This is a genomic window from uncultured Eudoraea sp., from assembly GCF_947258925.1.
Classification (GTDB): Bacteria; Bacteroidota; Bacteroidia; order Flavobacteriales; family Flavobacteriaceae; genus Eudoraea.
The window spans coordinates 32,197-52,044 of record NZ_CAMYKG010000010.1 but is presented as its reverse complement, the minus strand read 5'-3'; the positions used below and the strand labels follow the sequence as shown (position 1 = coordinate 52,044).

Below are 19,848 nucleotides of genomic sequence, written 5' to 3'. Positions count from 1 at the left end.
TTTTATTTTGGTTTCGAAATTTACATACAGTTCGCTGCTCACTTGTTTTTGGGGTATTTCATCTTTATTAGCTCAGAACCTCATACATAATCCAAGCTTTGAGGAATTTGAAGCTTGCCCGGAACGTCTTGGTAACTTTGAAAATGATGTTATTTTGTGGACTACTCCTACCGAGGGATCTACGGATTATTTTAACGGCTGTAGTACCATCATGGGTACACCAGAGAATTTTAATGGTACGCAACCAGCAGATTTTGGCAATGGGTATGCAGGACTATATTTGTATGCCCCGAATGATTATCGGGAATATATACAGGCCTCGCTCAGACAGACGTTGGAGAAAGGTAAAACCTATCAGGTTTCATTCTATGTCAGTCTTGCTGAACGTTCAGATTTTGCGGTTAAGGATTTTGGCGTACTCTTTTCCAGCGATAAGTTAAACCTGCAAATAAAAAAAGAGCTCTCCAGAATGCAGCGTTACAAGATTGCGGGCAACAACTATAATTTTATGGAGATAGGCTATACTAATTTTTATAAAGATACCCGAGACTGGGTTTTGGTAAGTACCAGATTTGAAGCAAAAGGCACAGAAAATTATATGATCATTGGCAACTTTAAACATAATGCAGGTACAAGAAAGTTCAAAACTAAAAAAGGAGCGAAACAGGGGGCCTACTATTATGTGGACATGGTTGCCCTAAAACCAGTACAATCTCAGGATTCCGAGAAGAAATCCCCTTCCGGGGCAGAGGTCGTGGTGGAGAATTATGAGCTTGATAAAATTCACGTTTTTAAAAATGTACTCTTTAATTTTGATGAATTTGAGCTATTGGATTCCGCTAAAGCGGATGTTCGGAGAATCTATGATTATCTTGTTGATAATGAATCCCTGCGGATTAAGGTAGACGGACATACAGATAACATTGGTACAGAATCTTATAATCAGGAATTATCTGATAGGCGAAGTTTTGCAGTGGCTCAATATTTAATAGATCTGGGACTTTCCAAAGATCGGATCAGTTGGAAAGGACATGGTGGATTATCGCCGATTGCCAGTAATGATAATGAAGAAGGCAGGCAGCAAAACAGACGTGTGGCGTTTGTAATTTCGAAAATGGAAGAATTCTAAGATCAATAATTTCATTCATACTTCTAAGAGAAAAGTTGATTTCTTTTCCGCCAAATCGCAATTGCTCAGAAACAGTGGTTTCAATTAATTGTCAACTAAAAAAAATGCAGTAAATTTAGATTTGAACCTATACTTTTATCCAATGAAAATAATTTTGCAGAAGTCCGTCCTTTTAGTTCTCATTTTGATTGTATCTAATGGATATTCAAATAAAAAGAGTGATAACAATTATGACCTTAAAACTATTGAAGTTACAATTAAGAAAAAGAAATGGATTGGAGTTTGGGATTATTCGGTTCAGGATGTTCCCCCTGAATATAGCTCAGGAGTACTCCATATAACTAAAAAAAAGAAGGTGTATAAGGTGCAACTTGAGTTACCCAATGGAAACCTGTCTGCAAGCCGGGTAACGGTTAAAAAAAACAAACTGACTTTCTCTGTGGATATCGAAGGAAGTGCCGTAGATGTGGCTCTTGTCATGGATCGTGATTCTTTTACAGGAGAAAGTTATACCCCGGACGGAACCTTTATGCTTGAAGGAAAACGTCGTATGTAAGGTCTGCTAATTCCATGATATATATTGGAAAATCTTCAGGATTCTATTTTATTTAAACTTCAGTAAAACTTTTTACGCAGCTGTTGCCAGAAAGGACTTGGAAGATTTCCCTGAGGGTGGTTTTCAGATTCAGGATGCATTATCGCGAGAAGAAACACTAAAAGGAATGACAAAATGGGCAGCTTATTCTAATTTTGACGATGACGAAAAAGGCAGTATTGAGGCAGGCCTAAGGGCCGATTTCGTGATTTTAAGTCAGGATATTATGGAAGTAACTTTGAAGGATATTCCCTACACAAAAGCGGAGCAGGTGTATATAGGCGGCCTCCTCGAGTCCGGAAATAGTGATAATTAACCGCTTATAATTTAGGCCTGTATTGGTTGCCAATGAAAAAGCCGAAGTTTTTCACTTCGGCTCTCAATTTTTGATTTAAAAGCTTATTACATGCTCAGGCTAAATGGAACAGCTACTCTGGTAGTACCCCAACCCATTAACATATGTACGCCACCGTCAACTTCTTTGAAACCGATGGAAAAAGCTTCAAGAGACTCATCTCCAGTGCTAACAGAAGCTTTCACTCGTGCTACATCTGCAGATTCATCATAAGAATATGCTCCCCATTGATTTAAGTTACCATTTAAAATCACAGTCCACTCGCTATCCCCGGGTATAGTAAAAAGGGAATAAGTTCCTGCTTTTACAGATATATCTCCAACCATCATATCTTTGTACAGTGTAATCTCCGCAGCTTCATTAGCTCCTGTACGCCAAACTTTGCCCTCTGGTGCAAGCTGTGATAACGACCTGTCCTTCAATTGAGGTCTGCTATAGACCACCTTAATCAGTTTATCGGAAACTTTGTAACTAGATGGGTATGAAGCAATATCTGCCGGACTTTTATCCATCCCGCTAAACTCCTGTGCAGTAATTTCATTGGTAAAAACCAGGGCCAGGGCCATGATTGTTAATGTCAGTAATTTTTTCATAATTGTTTTAAATTTTGTGTTTTTCAAATCTACTTAGTTAACCTTTTGAAGTCTTATAAAAAGTCGTTAAAATTTTAACTTCTTACAAAATGATAGTTTACTGTCTTGATTTTTGGTTTTTTAATTATTAATAAGGTCAATATTTAAATATAGACTTACAGTATGAAGGTAAAAAGGGCATTTATATTTTAAATTATCAATAAAATAAACATATTTGCCTAATAAACGATATAAAACAAATGAAATGTGTGGAATAGTTTGTGCATTTAATATTAAAGAAAGTACTGAAACCCTTAGACCTCAATTATTGGAAATGTCAAAAAAAGTAAGGCATAGAGGACCTGATTGGAGTGGCATTTATGCAGACGAGAAGGCAATTTTGGCCCATGAACGCCTTGCAATTGTTGATCCGGCTTCTGGAAAACAGCCCTTATTTAGCGAAGACAAGAAATTAATTTTGGCCGCAAATGGTGAAATCTACAACCACATGGAGTTAAGGAAGCAATTTGAAGGTTCTTACAACTTCAGTACACAGTCCGATTGTGAAGTGATCCTGGCGCTTTATCAGGAAAAGGGTCCTGCATTTTTGGACGAAATGAATGGAATTTTTGGATTTGCAATTTATGACGCTGAAAAAGACGAGTATTTCGTGGCCAGAGATCATATGGGCATAATTCCATTATATATGGGCTGGGATAAGAACGGAACTTTTTATGTTGCTTCAGAACTCAAGGCCTTAGAAGGAACCTGTACTAAAATTGAACTTTTTCCTCCGGGACATTATCTTCACAGTAGTGATGGGGAATTAAAAAGATGGTACGACAGGGATTGGATGGATTACCATGCGGTAAAGGAAAACCAAACGAGTATTGATGAAATAAGAGAGGCCCTTGAGGCTGCGGTTCATAGACAGCTCATGTCTGATGTGCCTTATGGGGTATTATTATCAGGAGGTCTTGATTCCTCGGTTACTTCGGCTATAGCCAAAAAATATTCTCAAATGCGAATTGAGTCCGATGATACCAAAGAGGCGTGGTGGCCCCAATTGCATTCTTTTTCCGTGGGATTAGAAGGATCTCCGGATTTGGCGGCTGCTCAGGTTGTTGCCGATCATATTGGCACAATTCATCATGAAATCAAGTTTACCATTCAGGAGGGGCTGGATGCAATTAAGGATGTCATATATAACCTGGAAACCTATGATATCACAACCATTCGGGCATCAACACCTATGTATCTAATGGCTAGGGTAATAAAATCAATGGGGATCAAAATGGTACTATCCGGTGAAGGGGCGGATGAACTCTTTGGCGGATACCTATACTTTCACAAAGCCCCTGATCCAAGGGAATTCCATGAAGAAACTGTCAGGAAACTGAGCAAATTGCATATGTATGATTGCCTGAGGGCAAACAAATCATTGGCATCTTGGGGCATAGAAGGCCGGGTACCTTTTCTGGACAAGGAATTTATTGATGTAGCCATGCGGATTAATCCGAAAGATAAGATGATAAATGGAGAACGTATGGAAAAATGGGTAGTGCGTAAAGCATTTGAATCTGTTTTGCCGGAAAGTGTGGCCTGGAGACAGAAAGAACAATTTTCTGATGGGGTTGGTTATAGCTGGATAGACACTTTGAAGGAAGTAGTTGACAAAGAAGTTTCTGATGAACAGCTGGCTAATGCCAAGTTCAGATTCCCAATACAAACGCCTACTACGAAAGAAGAGTTTTATTACAGATCCATATTTGAAGGGCATTTTCCCAGCGATGCGGCAGCAATGTCTGTTCCTCAGGAAGCGTCGGTGGCCTGCAGTACCAAAATTGCCCTTGAATGGGATGAGGCCTTTAAAAACATGAATGATCCCTCGGGAAGGGCTGTAGCCAGGGTACACGAAGATGCTTATGTTAAGTAAGCCATACACTGGCTTTTAGCGTAGTTTATGCATATCCTATGTTGAGGTATAAATAATCAAAAAGGAGTGCTCAGTAGGCACTCCTTTATTCTTCCACAGCCTTAAATACTGTATTTACATGATCATTTGGAATAGAAGGGATATGGCAAAAACACAAAATGTGATGATAATTGGCCCTAATATTCCAAAAAGTGTACCGCCAAAGCGGAAGTCTTTTTGATCGAGTTTTCCTGTACTATATGCAATAGCATTAGGTGGAGTTGATATGGGCAGGTATAATGCCGTGGAGGCACTCAAACCGATTACCAGGGGTAATATAATTGGATTTTCAAAGGTAAGAATAAGACTTATTGGGATAAGAATTGTAGCAGTAGCGGTATTACTCATGATATTTGACATGATAACTGTGAGGAAAGCAAAACTCATTACTATTACGTAGAAATTCAAATTGGTTTGATCTAGTTGTTTGATATAATAACTGGCTAGTCCTGTATCCTTAATGGCGAGCCCAAGTGCCAGACCTCCCGCTACAAGCATAAGAGTGTCCCAGGGTAGTTTGCGAACGTCATCACCTGAAATAATACCTGTCATGGTCAATAAAATAATGGGAACAAAGGACACCATAGCTGCAGGAATACCATGTAAATTTTCTGTAAGCCATAAGAGAAGTGTAAGACCCAACACCGAAAGGACCACCTTTTTTTTGATTTTTTCGAAGCGGTAATTGGGGTCATTGGGATCCAGGGTTTCCTCCTTTACATCAATATGCATTTTCTTTTGTCTGGGAATATATTTTTTGGTTAGGGCAAACCAAAACAGTAAGGTTAGAAGGATGGCAATCGGAAATCCGACAATCATCCATTCCAGAAAACCTATGGGGATTCCGTAATTGTTCAACGCTTCTACCGCAATTGCGTTTGGCGGTGAACCAATTAATGTACCCATGCCACCAAGTGAAGCAGCACCGGAAACACCAATAAGAATTGCCTTGGCAAAGGGAGAATCTTTGTCCAGCGTATTAATAAAAGGCAATACGGATGCAATCATCATAGCTGTTGTGGCAGTATTGGACATGATCATGGAGAATAAAGCCGTAGTAAGCATTAGTCCCAATAATATATATTTTGGTTTGCTTCCAAACTTTGAGATAGACATTTGAAATACGGCCCTATCCAGCTTTGTTTTACTCATGGCCTCGGCAATAAAGAATCCTCCTAACATCAGCCATATGACACTACTCGACCAGGAATTGACATACTCAATCATGTGGCCTTGTACATTCTCAGGGTCAACTTTGCTATAATAATTGCCCATGGCAAATATTAAACCCCCAAAGACAAGCAACCCGACTGCAAAGGGTGGTATGGCCTCAGTAAACCATAGGCTTATTGCCAGGAACAGTATAAACAGGACATAAAGTTGGGCTTCATTTAGGGAAGGTTCGTATAAAAAATAGGTAAGCGCTCCTGCGGCTATAATGCTTAACAGGAAGTAGATTATCTTACTTTGAATATCGACAACCTTTTGAATTTCAGAAAGAATTTTAATCGAGGCGGTTCTGGAATCAGCCATTTTTTTATTGTAAAGTTTCCGCGCAAAAGTACGGTATTTGCCAGTTAAGATAACTAACAAAAGTCATGTTTGTCAAATTTTCATAGCCTTCCCTAAAAGAAGTATAAATTGTTGTTAAATTGTTGATAACTTAAGGGCTTCATATAAGCACAAACACTATATTCTATGGGGTATTATCTATATTTGTAAGATTGCAAAAAATTAGATTAAATACTTAAATTATTGTATGAGCGAAGAAGCTAAGAAAAACGAATATTCTGCTGACAGTATTCAGGCATTAGAAGGGATTGAGCATGTGCGAATGAGGCCATCAATGTATATTGGAGATATAGGAGTCAGAGGCTTGCATCATTTGGTATATGAAGTAGTAGACAATTCAATTGACGAAGCAATGGGAGGCCATTGCGACGCTATTGAAGTTATTATAAATGAAGATAATTCAATTACAACCAAAGATAATGGTCGGGGAATACCAGTTGATATTCACAAGAAAGAAGGAATATCTGCACTGGAAGTAGTAATGACCAAAATTGGTGCCGGGGGTAAATTTGATAAAGATTCCTATAAGGTTTCCGGTGGCTTACATGGTGTAGGGGTCTCTGTTGTAAATGCGCTCTCAGATCATTTGAAGGCATCTGTACATAGAAACGGTAAGATTTGGGAACAGGAATATGAAAGGGGAAAGTCTCTATACCCGGTTAAAAGTGTAGGTGAATCAAGCGAGACCGGGACTATTGTCACTTTTCATCCCGATGCTGAGATTTTTAAGCAAACTATCGAATATAGTTATGAAACCCTTGCTAACAGGATGAGGGAACTCTCCTATTTAAACAAGGGGGTGACCATAAGTATAACAGACATGCGTCAGAAGGACGAGGAAGGCAATTTTGTTTCGGATACCTTTTATTCAGATGAGGGATTAAAGGAATTTGTACGGTTTTTAGATAGTAACAGGGAGCCGTTGATTCAGGATGTAATTTCAATGGAAGGTGAAAAGAATAGTATCCCCGTTGAGGTGGCGATGATTTATAACAATAGTTATACAGAAAACTTACATTCTTATGTAAATAATATCAATACCCATGAAGGGGGGACACATCTTTCAGGATTCAGAAGAGGACTTACAACAACTCTAAAGCGATACGCCGATAGTTCAGGAATGTTGGACAAGGTGAAATTTGAGGTTGCCGGAGATGATTTTAGAGAAGGACTAACAGCTATTATCTCTGTTAAAGTAGCCGAACCTCAGTTTGAAGGGCAAACAAAGACAAAACTTGGAAACAGGGAAGTTTCTTCAGCCGTGAGTCAGGCCGTTTCGGAAATGCTTACCAACTATTTGGAAGAGAATCCTGATGATGCTAAAGTTATTGTGCAAAAGGTTATCCTTGCCGCACAGGCTCGCCATGCCGCTACCAAAGCACGTGAGATGGTGCAACGTAAAACGGTAATGAGTATTGGAGGATTACCGGGAAAATTGTCTGATTGCTCTGAGCAGGATCCAAGCTTATGTGAAGTCTTTCTTGTTGAGGGAGATTCAGCAGGGGGTACAGCTAAACAGGGGCGCGATAGAAATTTTCAGGCTATACTTCCGCTGCGTGGTAAAATCTTGAATGTAGAGAAAGCTATGCAACATAAGGTATTCGAAAATGAAGAAATAAAGAATATCTATACAGCCCTGGGAGTAACCATTGGTACTGAGGAAGATAGTAAGGCATTAAATCTGGAAAAATTGCGCTATCATAAAGTTGTGATCATGTGTGATGCAGATGTAGATGGAAGCCATATAGAGACATTAATCCTGACTTTCTTCTTCCGTTATATGCGTGAATTAATAGAAGGTGGCCATGTTTACATTGCTACTCCACCACTTTATCTGGTGAAGAAAGGCAGCAAAAAACGCTATGCGTGGTCAGATAAGGAAAGGGATGAGATTGTGGATAGTTTTGGTGGTAGTGCTCCAATTCAGCGTTATAAAGGTTTGGGTGAAATGAATGCTGAACAACTTTGGGATACTACTATGAATCCTTCATTCCGAACTTTAAGGCAGGTAACCATAGACAATGCAACCGAAGCTGACAGAATATTCTCAATGCTAATGGGTGATGAAGTTCCACCAAGAAGGGAGTTCATTGAGAAAAATGCAGTATATGCCAATATTGATGTATAGTACATACAACTTAAGATAAAGTAAGATCCCGCGGCACAGGCTGCGGGATTTTATTTTTTAATAGGATTCAGGGAACTCATAAAATGCAATTGATACCTGATATTCAAAGAAAAAGCAGCCTTATAAAAGACTGCTTTTTGCAACTATATGGAAAAAAATTGGGGACTTACTCTCTCTTTGCGATGATTTCTCCTTTTATATCTTCAAGCACCATTCCTTCATCGGACTCTTTCATACTCACAATATCATTGGCCATATCTGTACCGGGATAAGAAATCGTATAAATTCCTTTTTCCTCAGCCCAACTAAAATCGGTTAAAAATTCAATTTGAGACCCATTGTATTTTTGGTACCTGCCTAAATAAACATCATTGAATATCCATTCCTGGCGGATAGTTTGTCTGTTTGTTTCACTGGTGTTAACAACATCAACTCTATACCAAATTCCAATAACGGGATCGTTGTTTTCGGGGATTCTTGAACAGTTACTGGCGAATACAATAGAAACTATCGCCAAAAAGGAGAACAGTTTTTTCAATTTTAGTAAGTTTTAGATTTGGGATCTATTATTCAGGATAACGAAAGTTGAGAAATAAGTATTGTTAAAAATCGATGTATTACACCCTAATTTGACTTTCTTCGTTGAACTACATTTTTTTTTAACAATTTTATAATGAATTGCACCACTAAATTCAACACTCAAGCCGAAATATATGTCGCAAATGAGTTCTTAAATCTGTTAAAATTCAGTAATTTTGACAGTCTTATCAATCACTTTAAAATTTAAATTAACATGAAAGTTACAGTAGTTGGAGCGGGTGCAGTTGGTGCTAGTTGTGCCGAGTATATCGCAATTAAAAATTTTGCCTCTGAAGTTGTTTTACTTGATATCAAAGAGGGTTATGCCGAAGGAAAGGCGATGGACCTTATGCAAACGGCTTCTCTTAATGGTTTTGATACTGAAATTACCGGAACCACAGGAGATTATTCAAAAACAGCCAATAGTGATATTGCCGTAATTACATCGGGTATTCCAAGAAAACCAGGGATGACACGTGAAGAACTTATTGGGATTAATGCCGGGATCGTTAAAACAGTGGCATCCAGTCTTTTAGAGCATTCCCCAAACGTAATTTTGATTGTGGTAAGTAATCCTATGGATACGATGACATATTTGGTACATAAAACTACCAATCTTCCAAAAAATAAAATTATAGGAATGGGCGGGGCATTAGATAGCGCCCGTTTTAAATATCGTTTGGCGGAGGCACTTGGGGCACCAATTTCGGATATCGATGGCATGGTGATTGGTGGCCATAGTGATACCGGGATGGTACCATTGGCCAGTCATGCCGCCAGGAATAGTGTGAAGGTATCTGAATTCTTGTCTGAAGATCGCTTAAAGCAAGTCGTGGAAGATACCAAAGTTGGCGGCGCTACTTTAACGAAACTTCTTGGAACCAGTGCCTGGTATGCTCCCGGTGCAGCAGTTTCCTCCCTGGTTCAAGCGATTGCATGTGACCAAAATAAAATGTTTCCATGTTCTACTTTGTTAGAAGGGGAATATGGATTAGATGATATCTGTATAGGTGTTCCTGTATTGCTGGGCAAAAATGGAATTGAAAGTATTGTGGAGATTGACTTAAGTGATGCAGAAAAGTCTAAAATGCAGGAAAGTGCCGTTGGGGTTAGAAATACCAATGGATTGCTTGAGCTATAGTCATAATCATTTTTAGCGGTATAAGAAACATCACTATGCGTGATGTTTCTTTTTTTATGTAGATCCAGACCATAAAAACCTTCTCAAATAATACGTTAAACCAGAATTGGGTCCCTACAAATAACATAAATAAATTGTCAGTTCTTAAGGGAAATGATATATTTGCACGCTGTTTAAAAATTCCATCAAAAAATCAATTAAACCATGCAGAATAAAGGACTTATAAAGCTATTTGCTTTCTTGTTCGGACTGGTAAGTATCTATCAACTTTCCTACACATTCATTACCGCCAAGATAGAAAAAGATGCCGCATTATATGCTACATCTGCTGTTTCACCTTCTGAAGATGACTATGTTGCTAAAAGAGAAATGGTTGAAGCCGTTTATTTAGATTCCATAGGAAGCAATCCTATTTTAGGATATACCAGTTATGATGATGCCAAGAAAAAAGAATTAAATAAGGGATTGGACCTTAAAGGAGGAATTAATGTTACGCTCCAGATATCAGTCAAAGATATCCTTAAGGGCCTGGCAGATAATACAAAGAATCCAATCTTTAATAAAGCCCTGGCGGATGCAGATATAGCTTCCAAAGACAGTGATGAAACCTATATCGAACTCTTTTTTGAGGCGTTTGATAATATTAAAGGAGATGCGAAATTAGCTTCTCCGGATATTTTTGCGAATAAAAGTCTTAGTGATGAGATAAATTTTCAAATGACCGATGATGAGGTAAAACCCATAATCCGTCGAAAAATTGATGAATCCGTTGTATCTGCATTTGAGGTCTTACGTGAACGTATTGATGGTTTTGGAGTTACCCAACCTAATATTCAGCGGGAAGGTAAATCCGGAAGAATTTTGGTTGAATTACCCGGGGCAAGAGATATTGCCAGAGCACAGGATCTATTGTCGAGTACAGCGCAACTGGAGTTCTGGGAGACCTATGAACCGGGAAATCAGAGTTTGATAAACTTCTTTATCCAGGCTAATGAACGTCTAAAAACCCTGGTGGAAGATACTGAAGAAGACGTAGTTGATAAAGAGGAATCAGAAATTGATTCCTTGCTATCTGATGTAACCCAGGATTCTTTGGACCTTGCAACTGAGCGAAATCCATTATTTGAAAAGTTGCAGTTAAACGGACCGGGTTTTGCTGTGGGGATAGCCGCAATAAAAGATACAGCTGAAGTTGGTGCATATCTTCGCATGCCGGAAGTTCGACGTTTGTTGCCGGCTGAAGTACAATTCACAAAGTTTTTATGGGAACGCCCTACTAAAGACTCGGAAGTAGCCGCGTTATTTGCCTTAAAATCTAACAGGGATAATGCCCCTAGAATTAGTGGTGACGTGGTGAGCGATGCAAGAGATCAGTTTGACCAGTTTAACAGGCCTGCCGTGGGTATGGACATGAATGTTAAAGGAGCCAAGCTTTGGGAAAAACTAACAAGTGAGGCTAATCTTAACAATACAGGAATCGCAATTGTACTGGACAATAAGGTATATACAGCACCTGGTGTTTCTCAGGTGGGTGGGATATCCGGAGGTAGTTCTGAAATTACAGGAACTTTTACCGTAAATGAAACCAAAGATATTGCCAACGTGTTAAGAGCCGGTAAATTACCAGCTTCTGCTGAGATTATTGATTCTTTCGTGGTTGGGCCTTCCTTAGGTCAGGAAGCGATAGACAGCGGCTTTATGTCGTTTTTAATTGCCATGGTTTTTGTCCTCGTTTGGATGGTCTTCTATTATGGTAAAGCAGGTATTTTTGCCGATATCGCATTGGTTTTTAACATTGTGCTCATCTTTGGTGTATTGGCTAGCCTGGGAGCAGTACTTACATTGCCTGGAATAGCAGGTATTGTTTTGACCATAGGTATGTCTGTGGATGCAAACGTGCTTATTTTTGAACGTATAAAAGAAGAATTAGCGAAAGGAAAAGGCAAAGGACAAGCAATCTCCGATGGATTTGCCAATGCACTATCATCAATTCTGGATGCTAACGTTACTACAGGTCTTACAGCAATTATATTATTGATATTTGGTAGTGGTCCAATTAAAGGTTTTGCCACAACCTTGATTATTGGTATTCTAACCTCATTGTTTACCGCAATTTTTATTACAAGATTGTTGGTAGAAGCCTATATTTCCAAGAAGGGGAGAACGCTTGATTTTTCAACACCACTAACGAAAAACCTCTTTAAGAATTTAAATATCGACTTTTTAAGTAAACGGAAAATAGCATACGTACTTTCCGCTATCTTGATTGCCGTGAGTGTATTCTCTTTAGTTACTCAGGGCCTGGATGAAGGAGTTGATTTTGTTGGGGGCCGTAATTACCAGATACGTTTTGTAAATCCCGTTAATCCATCAGAAATTACAAGTGAACTTTCAGAGACCCTTGGAAGTGCAAGTGCCAAAACTTTTGGTGATGCTAACCAGATTATGGTAACAACCAAGTACAAGGTAGATGTGCAGGGTACAGAAGTGGATGACGAAATATTAGGAATATTATATACCTCTTTACAGAAATATTTACCGGATGGTGCTACATATGAAGACTTTATCCCTGGCGGGACAAATGGGGACATTGGTGTACTTAAGTACCGTAAAGTTGGTCCGACCATTGCAGATGATATCAAGAAAAATGCACTTTGGGCTATCTTTGGTTCTTTAGCTGTGGTATTTCTTTATATATTATTAAGGTTCCGTAAATGGCAGTATTCATTAGGTGCGGTTGTAGCCGTTTTTCACGATGTGTTGATCGTATTAGGGATCTTTTCATTAACAAGCAAGATAATGCCTTTTAGCATGGAAGTAGATCAAGCCTTTATTGCAGCGATTTTAACTGTAATAGGTTACTCCCTGAATGATACCGTGGTGGTTTTTGACCGTATCAGGGAGATGGTGGCTGAACATGGCTGGAAAGCTGGAAAAACAATTAACAATGCTTTAAACAGTACATTGAGCAGAACATTGAATACCTCCCTCACTACACTTGTTGTGTTACTATCGATATTTGTATTCGGCGGGGAATCTTTAAGAGGCTTTATGTTCGCCATGATAATAGGGGTAATTGTAGGTACCTATTCCTCTATGTTTATTGCGACCCCAGTTATGTTTGATACGCTGAGAGGTGAGATAAATTCTGAGAAATAGGATTTACCAATCCCAAAGTTTATATGTAAGCCGCAAAACTTAATAGAAGTTTTGCGGCTTATTTTATATTATATCTAATAAAAAAAGCCCGTCGTTTACCGACAGGCTTTTTAAAACAATTACTTAACTCAAAATGATGATTAAATCACCTCAACATTTACTGCGTTTAATCCTTTTGGACTTTCTTCTAGATCGTAGCTAACTTTGTCTCCTTCTGATATTTCATCTGTTAATCCACTTGCATGGACAAATACATCTTTGTCTCCTTCATCCGGAGTGATAAATCCATATCCTTTAGCGTTGTTGAAAAATTTTACTGTACCGTTACTCATGATTATATATTAAATTAGATGCAAAAGTAAGTTAATATCCTTAAATTTAATTAATTAAACCATTAATTTTTCGTTGAGGTGTCATTATTTGGCTATTTCTTAAGGAATTGCAGATTCCTTACCCTACCAGAAGACACTTTACAACCACTTATCTTCTTATCAGAATCTCTGGTGAATTCAATAGTTTTGAAAAACCACTCACTTCCCGTAAACGTATCTTGTTTTACCGGATCCAGAACAATATCACTGTGCCTGCTATGTTTAGCAATTAGTTTATCACCTGCTAACATGAATTTGTATTCTGTAGACAGTTCTTCGCTGTAAAAACTTCCAGAAAATTGGGATAGATCAACAGTAGATTTATCAAATGCAATTATTCTCGGGGCATTCATAATTTGGCCTCCCTGTTCCAGCTTAATACTCTCCGCTTTCTCATTCTCAGTGGTGTTAAAAGTAATTTCGGCTTCCACTTCTGATACCTTAAACTTTTTTTGGGATAAAGGAATTAAGTTTACAATTTCTTGTCCCGACGCCTGCGCGAACAATTCACCGCTGTCTTCGGTGATGCTAATGATAAAGCCTGGCTGCAATTCATAATCTCCCAGGTAGAACGTTATTGTTTCCTTGTCTAAAGTTATTTTTCCATTTGTATTTTGGGAAGCCACAATATTTTCCTTTGACGCTGTTTTTATATAATCTTTTAGATAGATATCCACTATTTTATGAGCCATGGACCCTGATGAAAAAGAGGCATCATTACTAAAAACGGCAACGGAAAAATTTTGATCGGGAAAACGTGTGAGGTATGACCTGTATCCTGCATCTGCCCCTCCGTGTTGGATCTCATTCAGGCCTTTATACTTTCCTACAAATTGCCCGAGTGCTCCTCCAAATGTCTTACCGCTTTTCAAAACTGCGGGAGTATTCATTTTTGCAAAAAGTTCAGGGCTCCCAATTTTTGGTGATGAAAAGTTTAGTGCCCATAAACTTAGGTCTTCAACGGTGGTGAAAAGACTGGTTGCCCCAACATTAGCATAATTCAATACACTTTTTTTATAGCCCGAACTGTCTGAATAATAAGAATATGCCCTGTTTTTTACAATCTTTTCATGATCATCATAAAACAGTGTATTGACCATATTCAAAGGTTTAAAAATACGCTCTTTGGTGAATGTTGCAAAAGACACTCCGGACACTCGAGCCACAACTTCAGCCAATAAGGTAAAACCAGTGTTACAATACATATATTCCTCGCCGGGCTCAAAATTTAGCTCTTTTTGTCTGCTTACAAGTTTAAGAACTTGTTCCTTTGTGATAACATCGTCTAACCGCCAGCCCGCCATAGCTAACAAATTCCATTGATCCCTTAAACCACTGGTGTGATTTGCTAAATGTCGAAGTGTGATAGTCTTGCCAAAATCCGGGACCGCCGGGATGAATTTTCTTATATCGTCATCGAGTGTCAATTTTCCTTCGCTTTCCAGTAATAAAATGGAGAAAACCGTAAACTGTTTGGAAACAGAGGCAATATGAAATATTGTTGAAGGAACAATTGGGATATCATATTCTAAATTCGCCATCCCATACCCTTTTTTATAGATAATTGAACCGTTTTTAACTATAGCAACTGATGCTCCGGGTGTTTCCTTATTGTCCCAGACGGTAAACAATTCATCAACCTGCCCATTTAAGGTTTCTGCCCTCGGTTTTATTTTTTCAAGGGAAATTTCATATTTGCCATTAGGTTGATGTTCATCAAGCGGATAAATTTCCACAATATATTCACCATCAATTGTGGAAGTCAATGTTATGTATTCATATCCGTTTTTGCCATTGGGACTATCAAAGTCACTAATTTTATTGCCACTTGCATCATAGGTGGTTATTTTTAGATCAACACCGCGTTGCATCAACTTAAAAAAGGCAAACTGATCTCTGCCCATATTCACTTTATACTGATGCGTTTCATTTGGTAAAATTTCAGCAAAAATTGGATTTCCCTGGGATAGTTTCCCTTTTAGAAATTGAGCATTCAGGGAAACTGATATAAAAATTAATAGAAGGGTAATCCCCGATTTAGCTATGCAATGATTCATATTGTACTTTTTCTTGTTGAGTTTAAACACTTTTTAGACGACTCATTATCTAACTTGTAACATTCTAATTTCTATTTTGTATTTCTGATACCTTACCAACAGACCCCTCTGAGGTCAATTCTAATTGGTATACAGAATGAGCCTTTAATTGCGGTTCCTTTCTATGTGATACAAAAATGGTTGTAGTCTGACTTTCAGCAGCCATTTTGTTTACTAGAGCAACAACCAGGGCAGCACTTTCATCATCCAGGCCGGCTGTTGGCTCATCGAGGATTAAAAGAAGCGGGTGCTTAATCATTGCCCTTACGCACATGATTAGTCGCTGTTGACCCAGACTTAGGTCATGAAAATAACTATTCTTTTTATTTTCCATTCCCAGTAGCGCAAGCCATTCCCTGGCTAGCCTTAGTTGCGATTCATGGGGTTTAATATAAAGTCCAATTGAATCTAAAAGCCCTGAAATCAGCATATTTTCAAGACTATGGTAGCCCTTGAACCGATCTACCATGGCAGGAGTAAAATAGCCAATATTTTTTTTGATATCCCAAACACTTTCACCACTCCCTTTCCGGGTACCAAAAAGAAAAATATTCTCTCCGTAAGCTTTAGGGTTATCGCCTGTGATCATAGAAAGAAGTGTGGTTTTACCACTTCCATTTTTGCCGGTCAATTCCCAGAATTCTCCCGGTTTAATGGTCCAGTTAATTTTTTGTAGGACGGGTTTCTGTTCATAGCGTACTGAGACATTGTTAAATTCAATAAGATTTTCGTGGGAATACTTAAAGTGATCTAATGGTTCGGGGACTTTACCGCGAAAATTTTGTGTTTTTTTGGATTCCAGTAATGAAAGGTCTTTGATGATAATCAGTTCATTGGATACCAGGCGAAAATAGTTGGTAACAAAAGGAAGCAGATCTGCCGACCTGCTGATTAATTGAATTATGACCACGTGATCAGAAATACCATAGAGAATTTCTTTGAGTTGGCTTTGTGATCCCCTATCCAGATTATCAAATGGATTGTCTAATATCAGAAAGCCTGGTTTAGTTTCCAGAAGATAGTTTAACAGTGCTTTTTTACGCTCCCCACTACTCATAGATTGAAGGCTTTGAGAGGTTGATGAAGTAAGTAACTTGAGATCATGCCTGACTTCTTCTTCAATAAAATCGTCCAGGGCCAGTTTGGAGAATAATGCGCCATTCAATCCTTTTAAAGACTTAAAAGGAGCAGGGAGATTAGTTTCTGACAGCAATTGCTCAATAAAGCCCTGTTTATTGGATTGATTATTGAGAAAAACAGCCCAGTGCTGGATTTGGGTCATAATGGCGGATACGTATTTCAAACAAATATAGTAGTTAGCTGTCAGAAGTTTTATTTATGATTATGCAATTGGGTTAAATAAGCTAATTACAATTTATTTTATATTTCATATTTTTAGTTGCCCGTAAAACAAATAAAGTGTACGATGAGTAAAAAAGTAATAAAGTTGATTCAGGCATGCACTATTTGTTTGGGATTGATTACGGGTCTGGTCTTTTTACTGGACTATATTTTTAATTAAATAAACCATTATGAAAAAGAATATGGGATCTGCGGATCGAACGATTCGATTTATTATTGCGGCAATTTTCTTTGTGCTCTATTTTACGGGTACAGTTACCGGGACATTGGGTATAGTTTTGCTGGCGCTGGCCGGTATATTTGTCTTAACCAGTTTAGTTAGTTTTTGTCCACTTTATGCTCCTTTCGGATTAAGTACCTGTTCTAGCAAGACATAATTATCAAATTGTGATACATTCGGGAAGCCTTTCTTATTAATTCAGATTAAATTAATATCAACTTTCAGGAAGATATACCCTAAAAATATGAACCGGTATACCCTTATAGGTCGTGGTTTTATCTAAATGCATTCCGTTATTAAGGGCTACTTTTTGTGATCCAATATTATCTATATGGATGATTGAAATGATGGATTCGGCCAGCTTATGTTCAAAAGCGTAAGCCTTACACTTTTTGGCTGCCTCGGAGGCGTAACCTTGTCTCCAGTATTCAGGTAAGATAGAATAACCTATCTCCAGTTCCTGAATTTCATCCACAGTTTGTATCAAAAGGCCACACATGCCTATAAGTTTCCCGCTATCTTTACTTATTAAGGCATTAAGTCCACCAAGATTGTTTTTATATCTTTTAAATACTTTCGTAAACCAATTTTGGCAAGCTACCTCAGGTTCAAAAATCTCACCGGCAAAATGTATTGAACTCAAGGGCTCCTGGTGAAATGGTAACCAACTATCAAAATCAGTCTTTGCTACTTTACGGAAAATAAGTCGATCACTTTCCTCCCCTTCAAGAAGTAAGTTCATTTTCTACTTTTTACATTCGTATAAACGCAATGCGATCGCCAACTTCCAACGCATATTTTTTACGCTGTCCGGCATTGAGTTCCAGTACATATTGAACCGGGACTTCGGATGACAGGCCGGTCTCATCCATAGGTTGGGCATTTTCTTTATAACTCGCAATCCTCAGTTCCTCGTCTATAAATATAAGATCGAGGGGAATTTTGGTGTTTTTCATATAAAAAGAATGAAAAAGCACATCCGGGAAGATAAAAAACATCCCCTTATCCAGCTCCATGGATTCTCTGTACATAAGACCTGTCTGTGTCTCATAATCAGATTCGGCGATTTCAATATCGTATTTAACAATTATAGAGTCAGATTCCGCCTTATAGATAGTTAATTCTCCCTCTTTTGTAAATGTTATGGGTTCAGTTTTTACAACTTTTTTCTGGTCTTCTTTGCAACTACCAAGCGTTGCGAAGGCCAAAATCAAGAAAAAACCATATAACGTCAGTGTTTTCATCTTACCGTATGTTTACTCGATATTCACTAAGCGGAAACATTCTTTTTTCTGAACATAAAATAAAAGCCCACAAGGATAAATGGAATACTCAACCATTGTCCTGTTGATATTAGCCCTAAGGTCTCTTCAAACCCACCCTGACTTTTCTTGACAAATTCAACGAAGAACCTAATAGTCCAAAGCAAAACCAGGAATAACCCAAATAAAAATCCGGGATGCTCCTTTTTGTCTGTCTTCCAGTAGAGGTAATAAAGGATGATAAAAACAAAAATATAGGCAACACCTTCATATAATTGCGCCGGATGTCTGAAGGGAATAGCGCTGAAATATTCAGAAAAATCAGAGTTGTTTTCCAATGCTTTATAGGCTGCGTTAACCGTTTTTTCCTTCGTTATCTGCAAGGCTGAGGCTGCCGGCATATCATCGGAGTCCCGAACGAATTTTGTAGCAAACGCAAAGTTTTCATCGGTTATTTTGCCATTTATCTCGGAGTTAAAAAAATTACCTAATCTCACGAAAAATGCCCCTATAGATACCGGAATTACGACACGATCCAGAAGCCAAAGCATTTTAAGGTCTTTATACTTTCTGGTTAACAGGTACATGCCAATAATAATTCCAATAGCGGCGCCATGGCTTGCCAGCCCTGTAAAACCAGTGAATTCATAGCCATTAATTATTCCAAATAATGTACTGCCGGCACGTTCCCTTATGGGAAGAAGAATTTCTATAAGATGATTCTTATAATAAGGCCAGTCATAAAAAAAGACATGTCCCAGACGTGCTCCAAGCATTGTAGAGAGCACCGTATAGATAAAGAGGGAATCTAATTGCTCCAGGGATTTTTTGTCATTTAAGAAAATCTTTTTGGTAATAAACCAACCAAGGGCAAAGGCCACAATCCATGAAAGATTGTAGTATTTTATTTGCAAAACACCTATTTTGAAAAGGGTGTCATCCGGATTCCAGACAAAACCTAAAAAATACATAGAACGAATTTTAAGTGGCTAAGATAAGAAAATAGAAAAGAGGCCAATGGTAAAAAGTAACTGAACTTTTAATGTCTATTGTTCTTATAGATTTAAGTTAAAATTGATTAATGGTCAAAGATTTTTAAAAGCGGGCGATTATGGTACCGGATCATACCCTTTTCCTCCCCAGGGATTGCAACTGAATATTCGTTTAAGGGACAGCCATCCCCCTTTAAATAGCCCATGTTTTTGTAGAGCCTCAAGTGTGTACTGAGAGCAGGTAGGGGAATACCTGCAAGTGGCCGGGGTCAAAGGTGAAATAAACATCTGGTAAAACCTGACTAAAAACACGAAAGGGGCTATTAGAAATTTTTTCACT

General features: G+C 38.3%; 17 protein-coding genes and 1 pseudogene. 8 read left to right on the top strand and 10 right to left on the bottom strand.

Annotation, left to right across the window (positions count from 1 at the left end; genetic code table 11):
- The first annotated feature begins 7 nt into the window (after positions 1-7).
- From Q0X77_RS05020 to Q0X77_RS05010, 3 genes and pseudogenes are all read left to right on the top strand, one after another.
- Positions 8-1,129: an OmpA family protein gene (locus Q0X77_RS05020; RefSeq protein ID WP_297793952.1), complete on the top strand. Its 1,122-nt coding sequence runs from the start codon at positions 8-10 to the stop codon at positions 1,127-1,129.
- 142 nt (positions 1,130-1,271) lie between these two features.
- Positions 1,272-1,685 carry a hypothetical protein gene (locus Q0X77_RS05015; protein WP_297793949.1) on the top strand — a complete coding sequence of 138 codons (414 nt, stop codon included), beginning with the start codon at positions 1,272-1,274 and terminating at the stop codon, positions 1,683-1,685.
- Positions 1,686-1,752: 67 nt separating this feature from the next.
- A pseudogene (locus tag Q0X77_RS05010) lies at positions 1,753-2,040 on the top strand (amidohydrolase family protein); the annotation flags it as partial.
- Between the two features lie 86 nt (positions 2,041-2,126).
- Here the strand turns inward: Q0X77_RS05010 and Q0X77_RS05005 are convergent.
- Complete coding sequence (locus Q0X77_RS05005; protein WP_297793946.1) at positions 2,127-2,672, bottom strand: DUF2911 domain-containing protein; 546 nt, start codon at positions 2,670-2,672, stop codon at positions 2,127-2,129.
- A gap of 244 nt (positions 2,673-2,916) precedes the next feature.
- Between Q0X77_RS05005 and asnB the strand changes: the two genes are divergently transcribed.
- Positions 2,917-4,587 carry an asparagine synthase B gene (gene asnB, locus Q0X77_RS05000; RefSeq protein ID WP_297794002.1) on the top strand — a complete coding sequence of 557 codons (1,671 nt, stop codon included), beginning with the start codon at positions 2,917-2,919 and terminating at the stop codon, positions 4,585-4,587.
- 114 nt (positions 4,588-4,701) lie between these two features.
- On the opposite strand, the gene Q0X77_RS04995 is transcribed toward asnB, so the two are convergent.
- Positions 4,702-6,159 carry a DASS family sodium-coupled anion symporter gene (locus tag Q0X77_RS04995; protein WP_297793944.1) on the bottom strand — a complete coding sequence of 486 codons (1,458 nt, stop codon included), beginning with the start codon at positions 6,157-6,159 and terminating at the stop codon, positions 4,702-4,704.
- 226 nt (positions 6,160-6,385) lie between these two features.
- Between Q0X77_RS04995 and gyrB the strand changes: the two genes are divergently transcribed.
- The gene (gene gyrB / locus Q0X77_RS04990; RefSeq protein WP_297793941.1) at positions 6,386-8,326 is read left to right on the top strand and encodes a DNA topoisomerase (ATP-hydrolyzing) subunit B; all 1,941 of its coding nucleotides are present in this window, start codon (positions 6,386-6,388) and stop codon (positions 8,324-8,326) included.
- Between the two features lie 166 nt (positions 8,327-8,492).
- Here gyrB and Q0X77_RS04985 read toward each other — a convergent pair whose 3' ends face one another.
- Positions 8,493-8,864, bottom strand: coding sequence for a hypothetical protein (locus Q0X77_RS04985; protein ID WP_297793939.1), 372 nt, complete (start codon positions 8,862-8,864; stop codon positions 8,493-8,495).
- Positions 8,865-9,119: 255 nt separating this feature from the next.
- Between Q0X77_RS04985 and Q0X77_RS04980 the strand changes: the two genes are divergently transcribed.
- Both Q0X77_RS04980 and secDF read left to right on the top strand, forming a co-directional pair.
- Entirely contained in the window at positions 9,120-10,046 is a 927-nt protein-coding gene (locus tag Q0X77_RS04980) for a malate dehydrogenase (protein ID WP_297793937.1), read from the top strand.
- A 204-nt stretch (positions 10,047-10,250) separates the two neighbouring features.
- Positions 10,251-13,205, top strand: coding sequence for a protein translocase subunit SecDF (gene secDF / locus Q0X77_RS04975; protein WP_297793934.1), 2,955 nt, complete (start codon positions 10,251-10,253; stop codon positions 13,203-13,205).
- A gap of 140 nt (positions 13,206-13,345) precedes the next feature.
- On the opposite strand, the gene Q0X77_RS04970 is transcribed toward secDF, so the two are convergent.
- From Q0X77_RS04970 to Q0X77_RS04960, 3 genes are all read right to left on the bottom strand, one after another.
- Positions 13,346-13,537, bottom strand: a complete 192-nt coding sequence (locus Q0X77_RS04970; RefSeq protein ID WP_297793931.1) for a cold-shock protein — start codon at positions 13,535-13,537, stop codon at positions 13,346-13,348.
- Between the two features lie 92 nt (positions 13,538-13,629).
- Positions 13,630-15,633, bottom strand: coding sequence for a serine hydrolase (locus tag Q0X77_RS04965; RefSeq protein WP_297793927.1), 2,004 nt, complete (start codon positions 15,631-15,633; stop codon positions 13,630-13,632).
- A 64-nt stretch (positions 15,634-15,697) separates the two neighbouring features.
- Entirely contained in the window at positions 15,698-16,954 is a 1,257-nt protein-coding gene (locus tag Q0X77_RS04960; RefSeq protein WP_297793926.1) for an ATP-binding cassette domain-containing protein, read from the bottom strand.
- Between the two features lie 250 nt (positions 16,955-17,204).
- Here Q0X77_RS04960 and Q0X77_RS04955 point away from each other — a divergent pair, with 250 nt between their 5' ends.
- A complete protein-coding gene (locus Q0X77_RS04955; RefSeq protein ID WP_297793923.1) occupies positions 17,205-17,411 on the top strand; it encodes a DUF2892 domain-containing protein in 207 nt (68 codons plus the stop codon).
- A 57-nt stretch (positions 17,412-17,468) separates the two neighbouring features.
- Here the strand turns inward: Q0X77_RS04955 and Q0X77_RS04950 are convergent, their stop codons facing one another.
- From Q0X77_RS04950 to yidD, 4 genes are all read right to left on the bottom strand, one after another.
- Positions 17,469-17,996, bottom strand: a complete 528-nt coding sequence (locus Q0X77_RS04950) for a GNAT family N-acetyltransferase (RefSeq protein WP_297793919.1) — start codon at positions 17,994-17,996, stop codon at positions 17,469-17,471.
- 10 nt (positions 17,997-18,006) lie between these two features.
- Entirely contained in the window at positions 18,007-18,498 is a 492-nt protein-coding gene (locus Q0X77_RS04945; RefSeq protein WP_297793916.1) for a DUF192 domain-containing protein, read from the bottom strand.
- Positions 18,499-18,524: 26 nt separating this feature from the next.
- Complete coding sequence (gene lgt / locus Q0X77_RS04940) at positions 18,525-19,487, bottom strand: prolipoprotein diacylglyceryl transferase (RefSeq protein ID WP_297793912.1); 963 nt, start codon at positions 19,485-19,487, stop codon at positions 18,525-18,527.
- 138 nt (positions 19,488-19,625) lie between these two features.
- Positions 19,626-19,847: a membrane protein insertion efficiency factor YidD gene (gene yidD, locus Q0X77_RS04935; protein ID WP_297793910.1), complete on the bottom strand. Its 222-nt coding sequence runs from the start codon at positions 19,845-19,847 to the stop codon at positions 19,626-19,628.
- Position 19,848 lies beyond the last annotated feature (1 nt).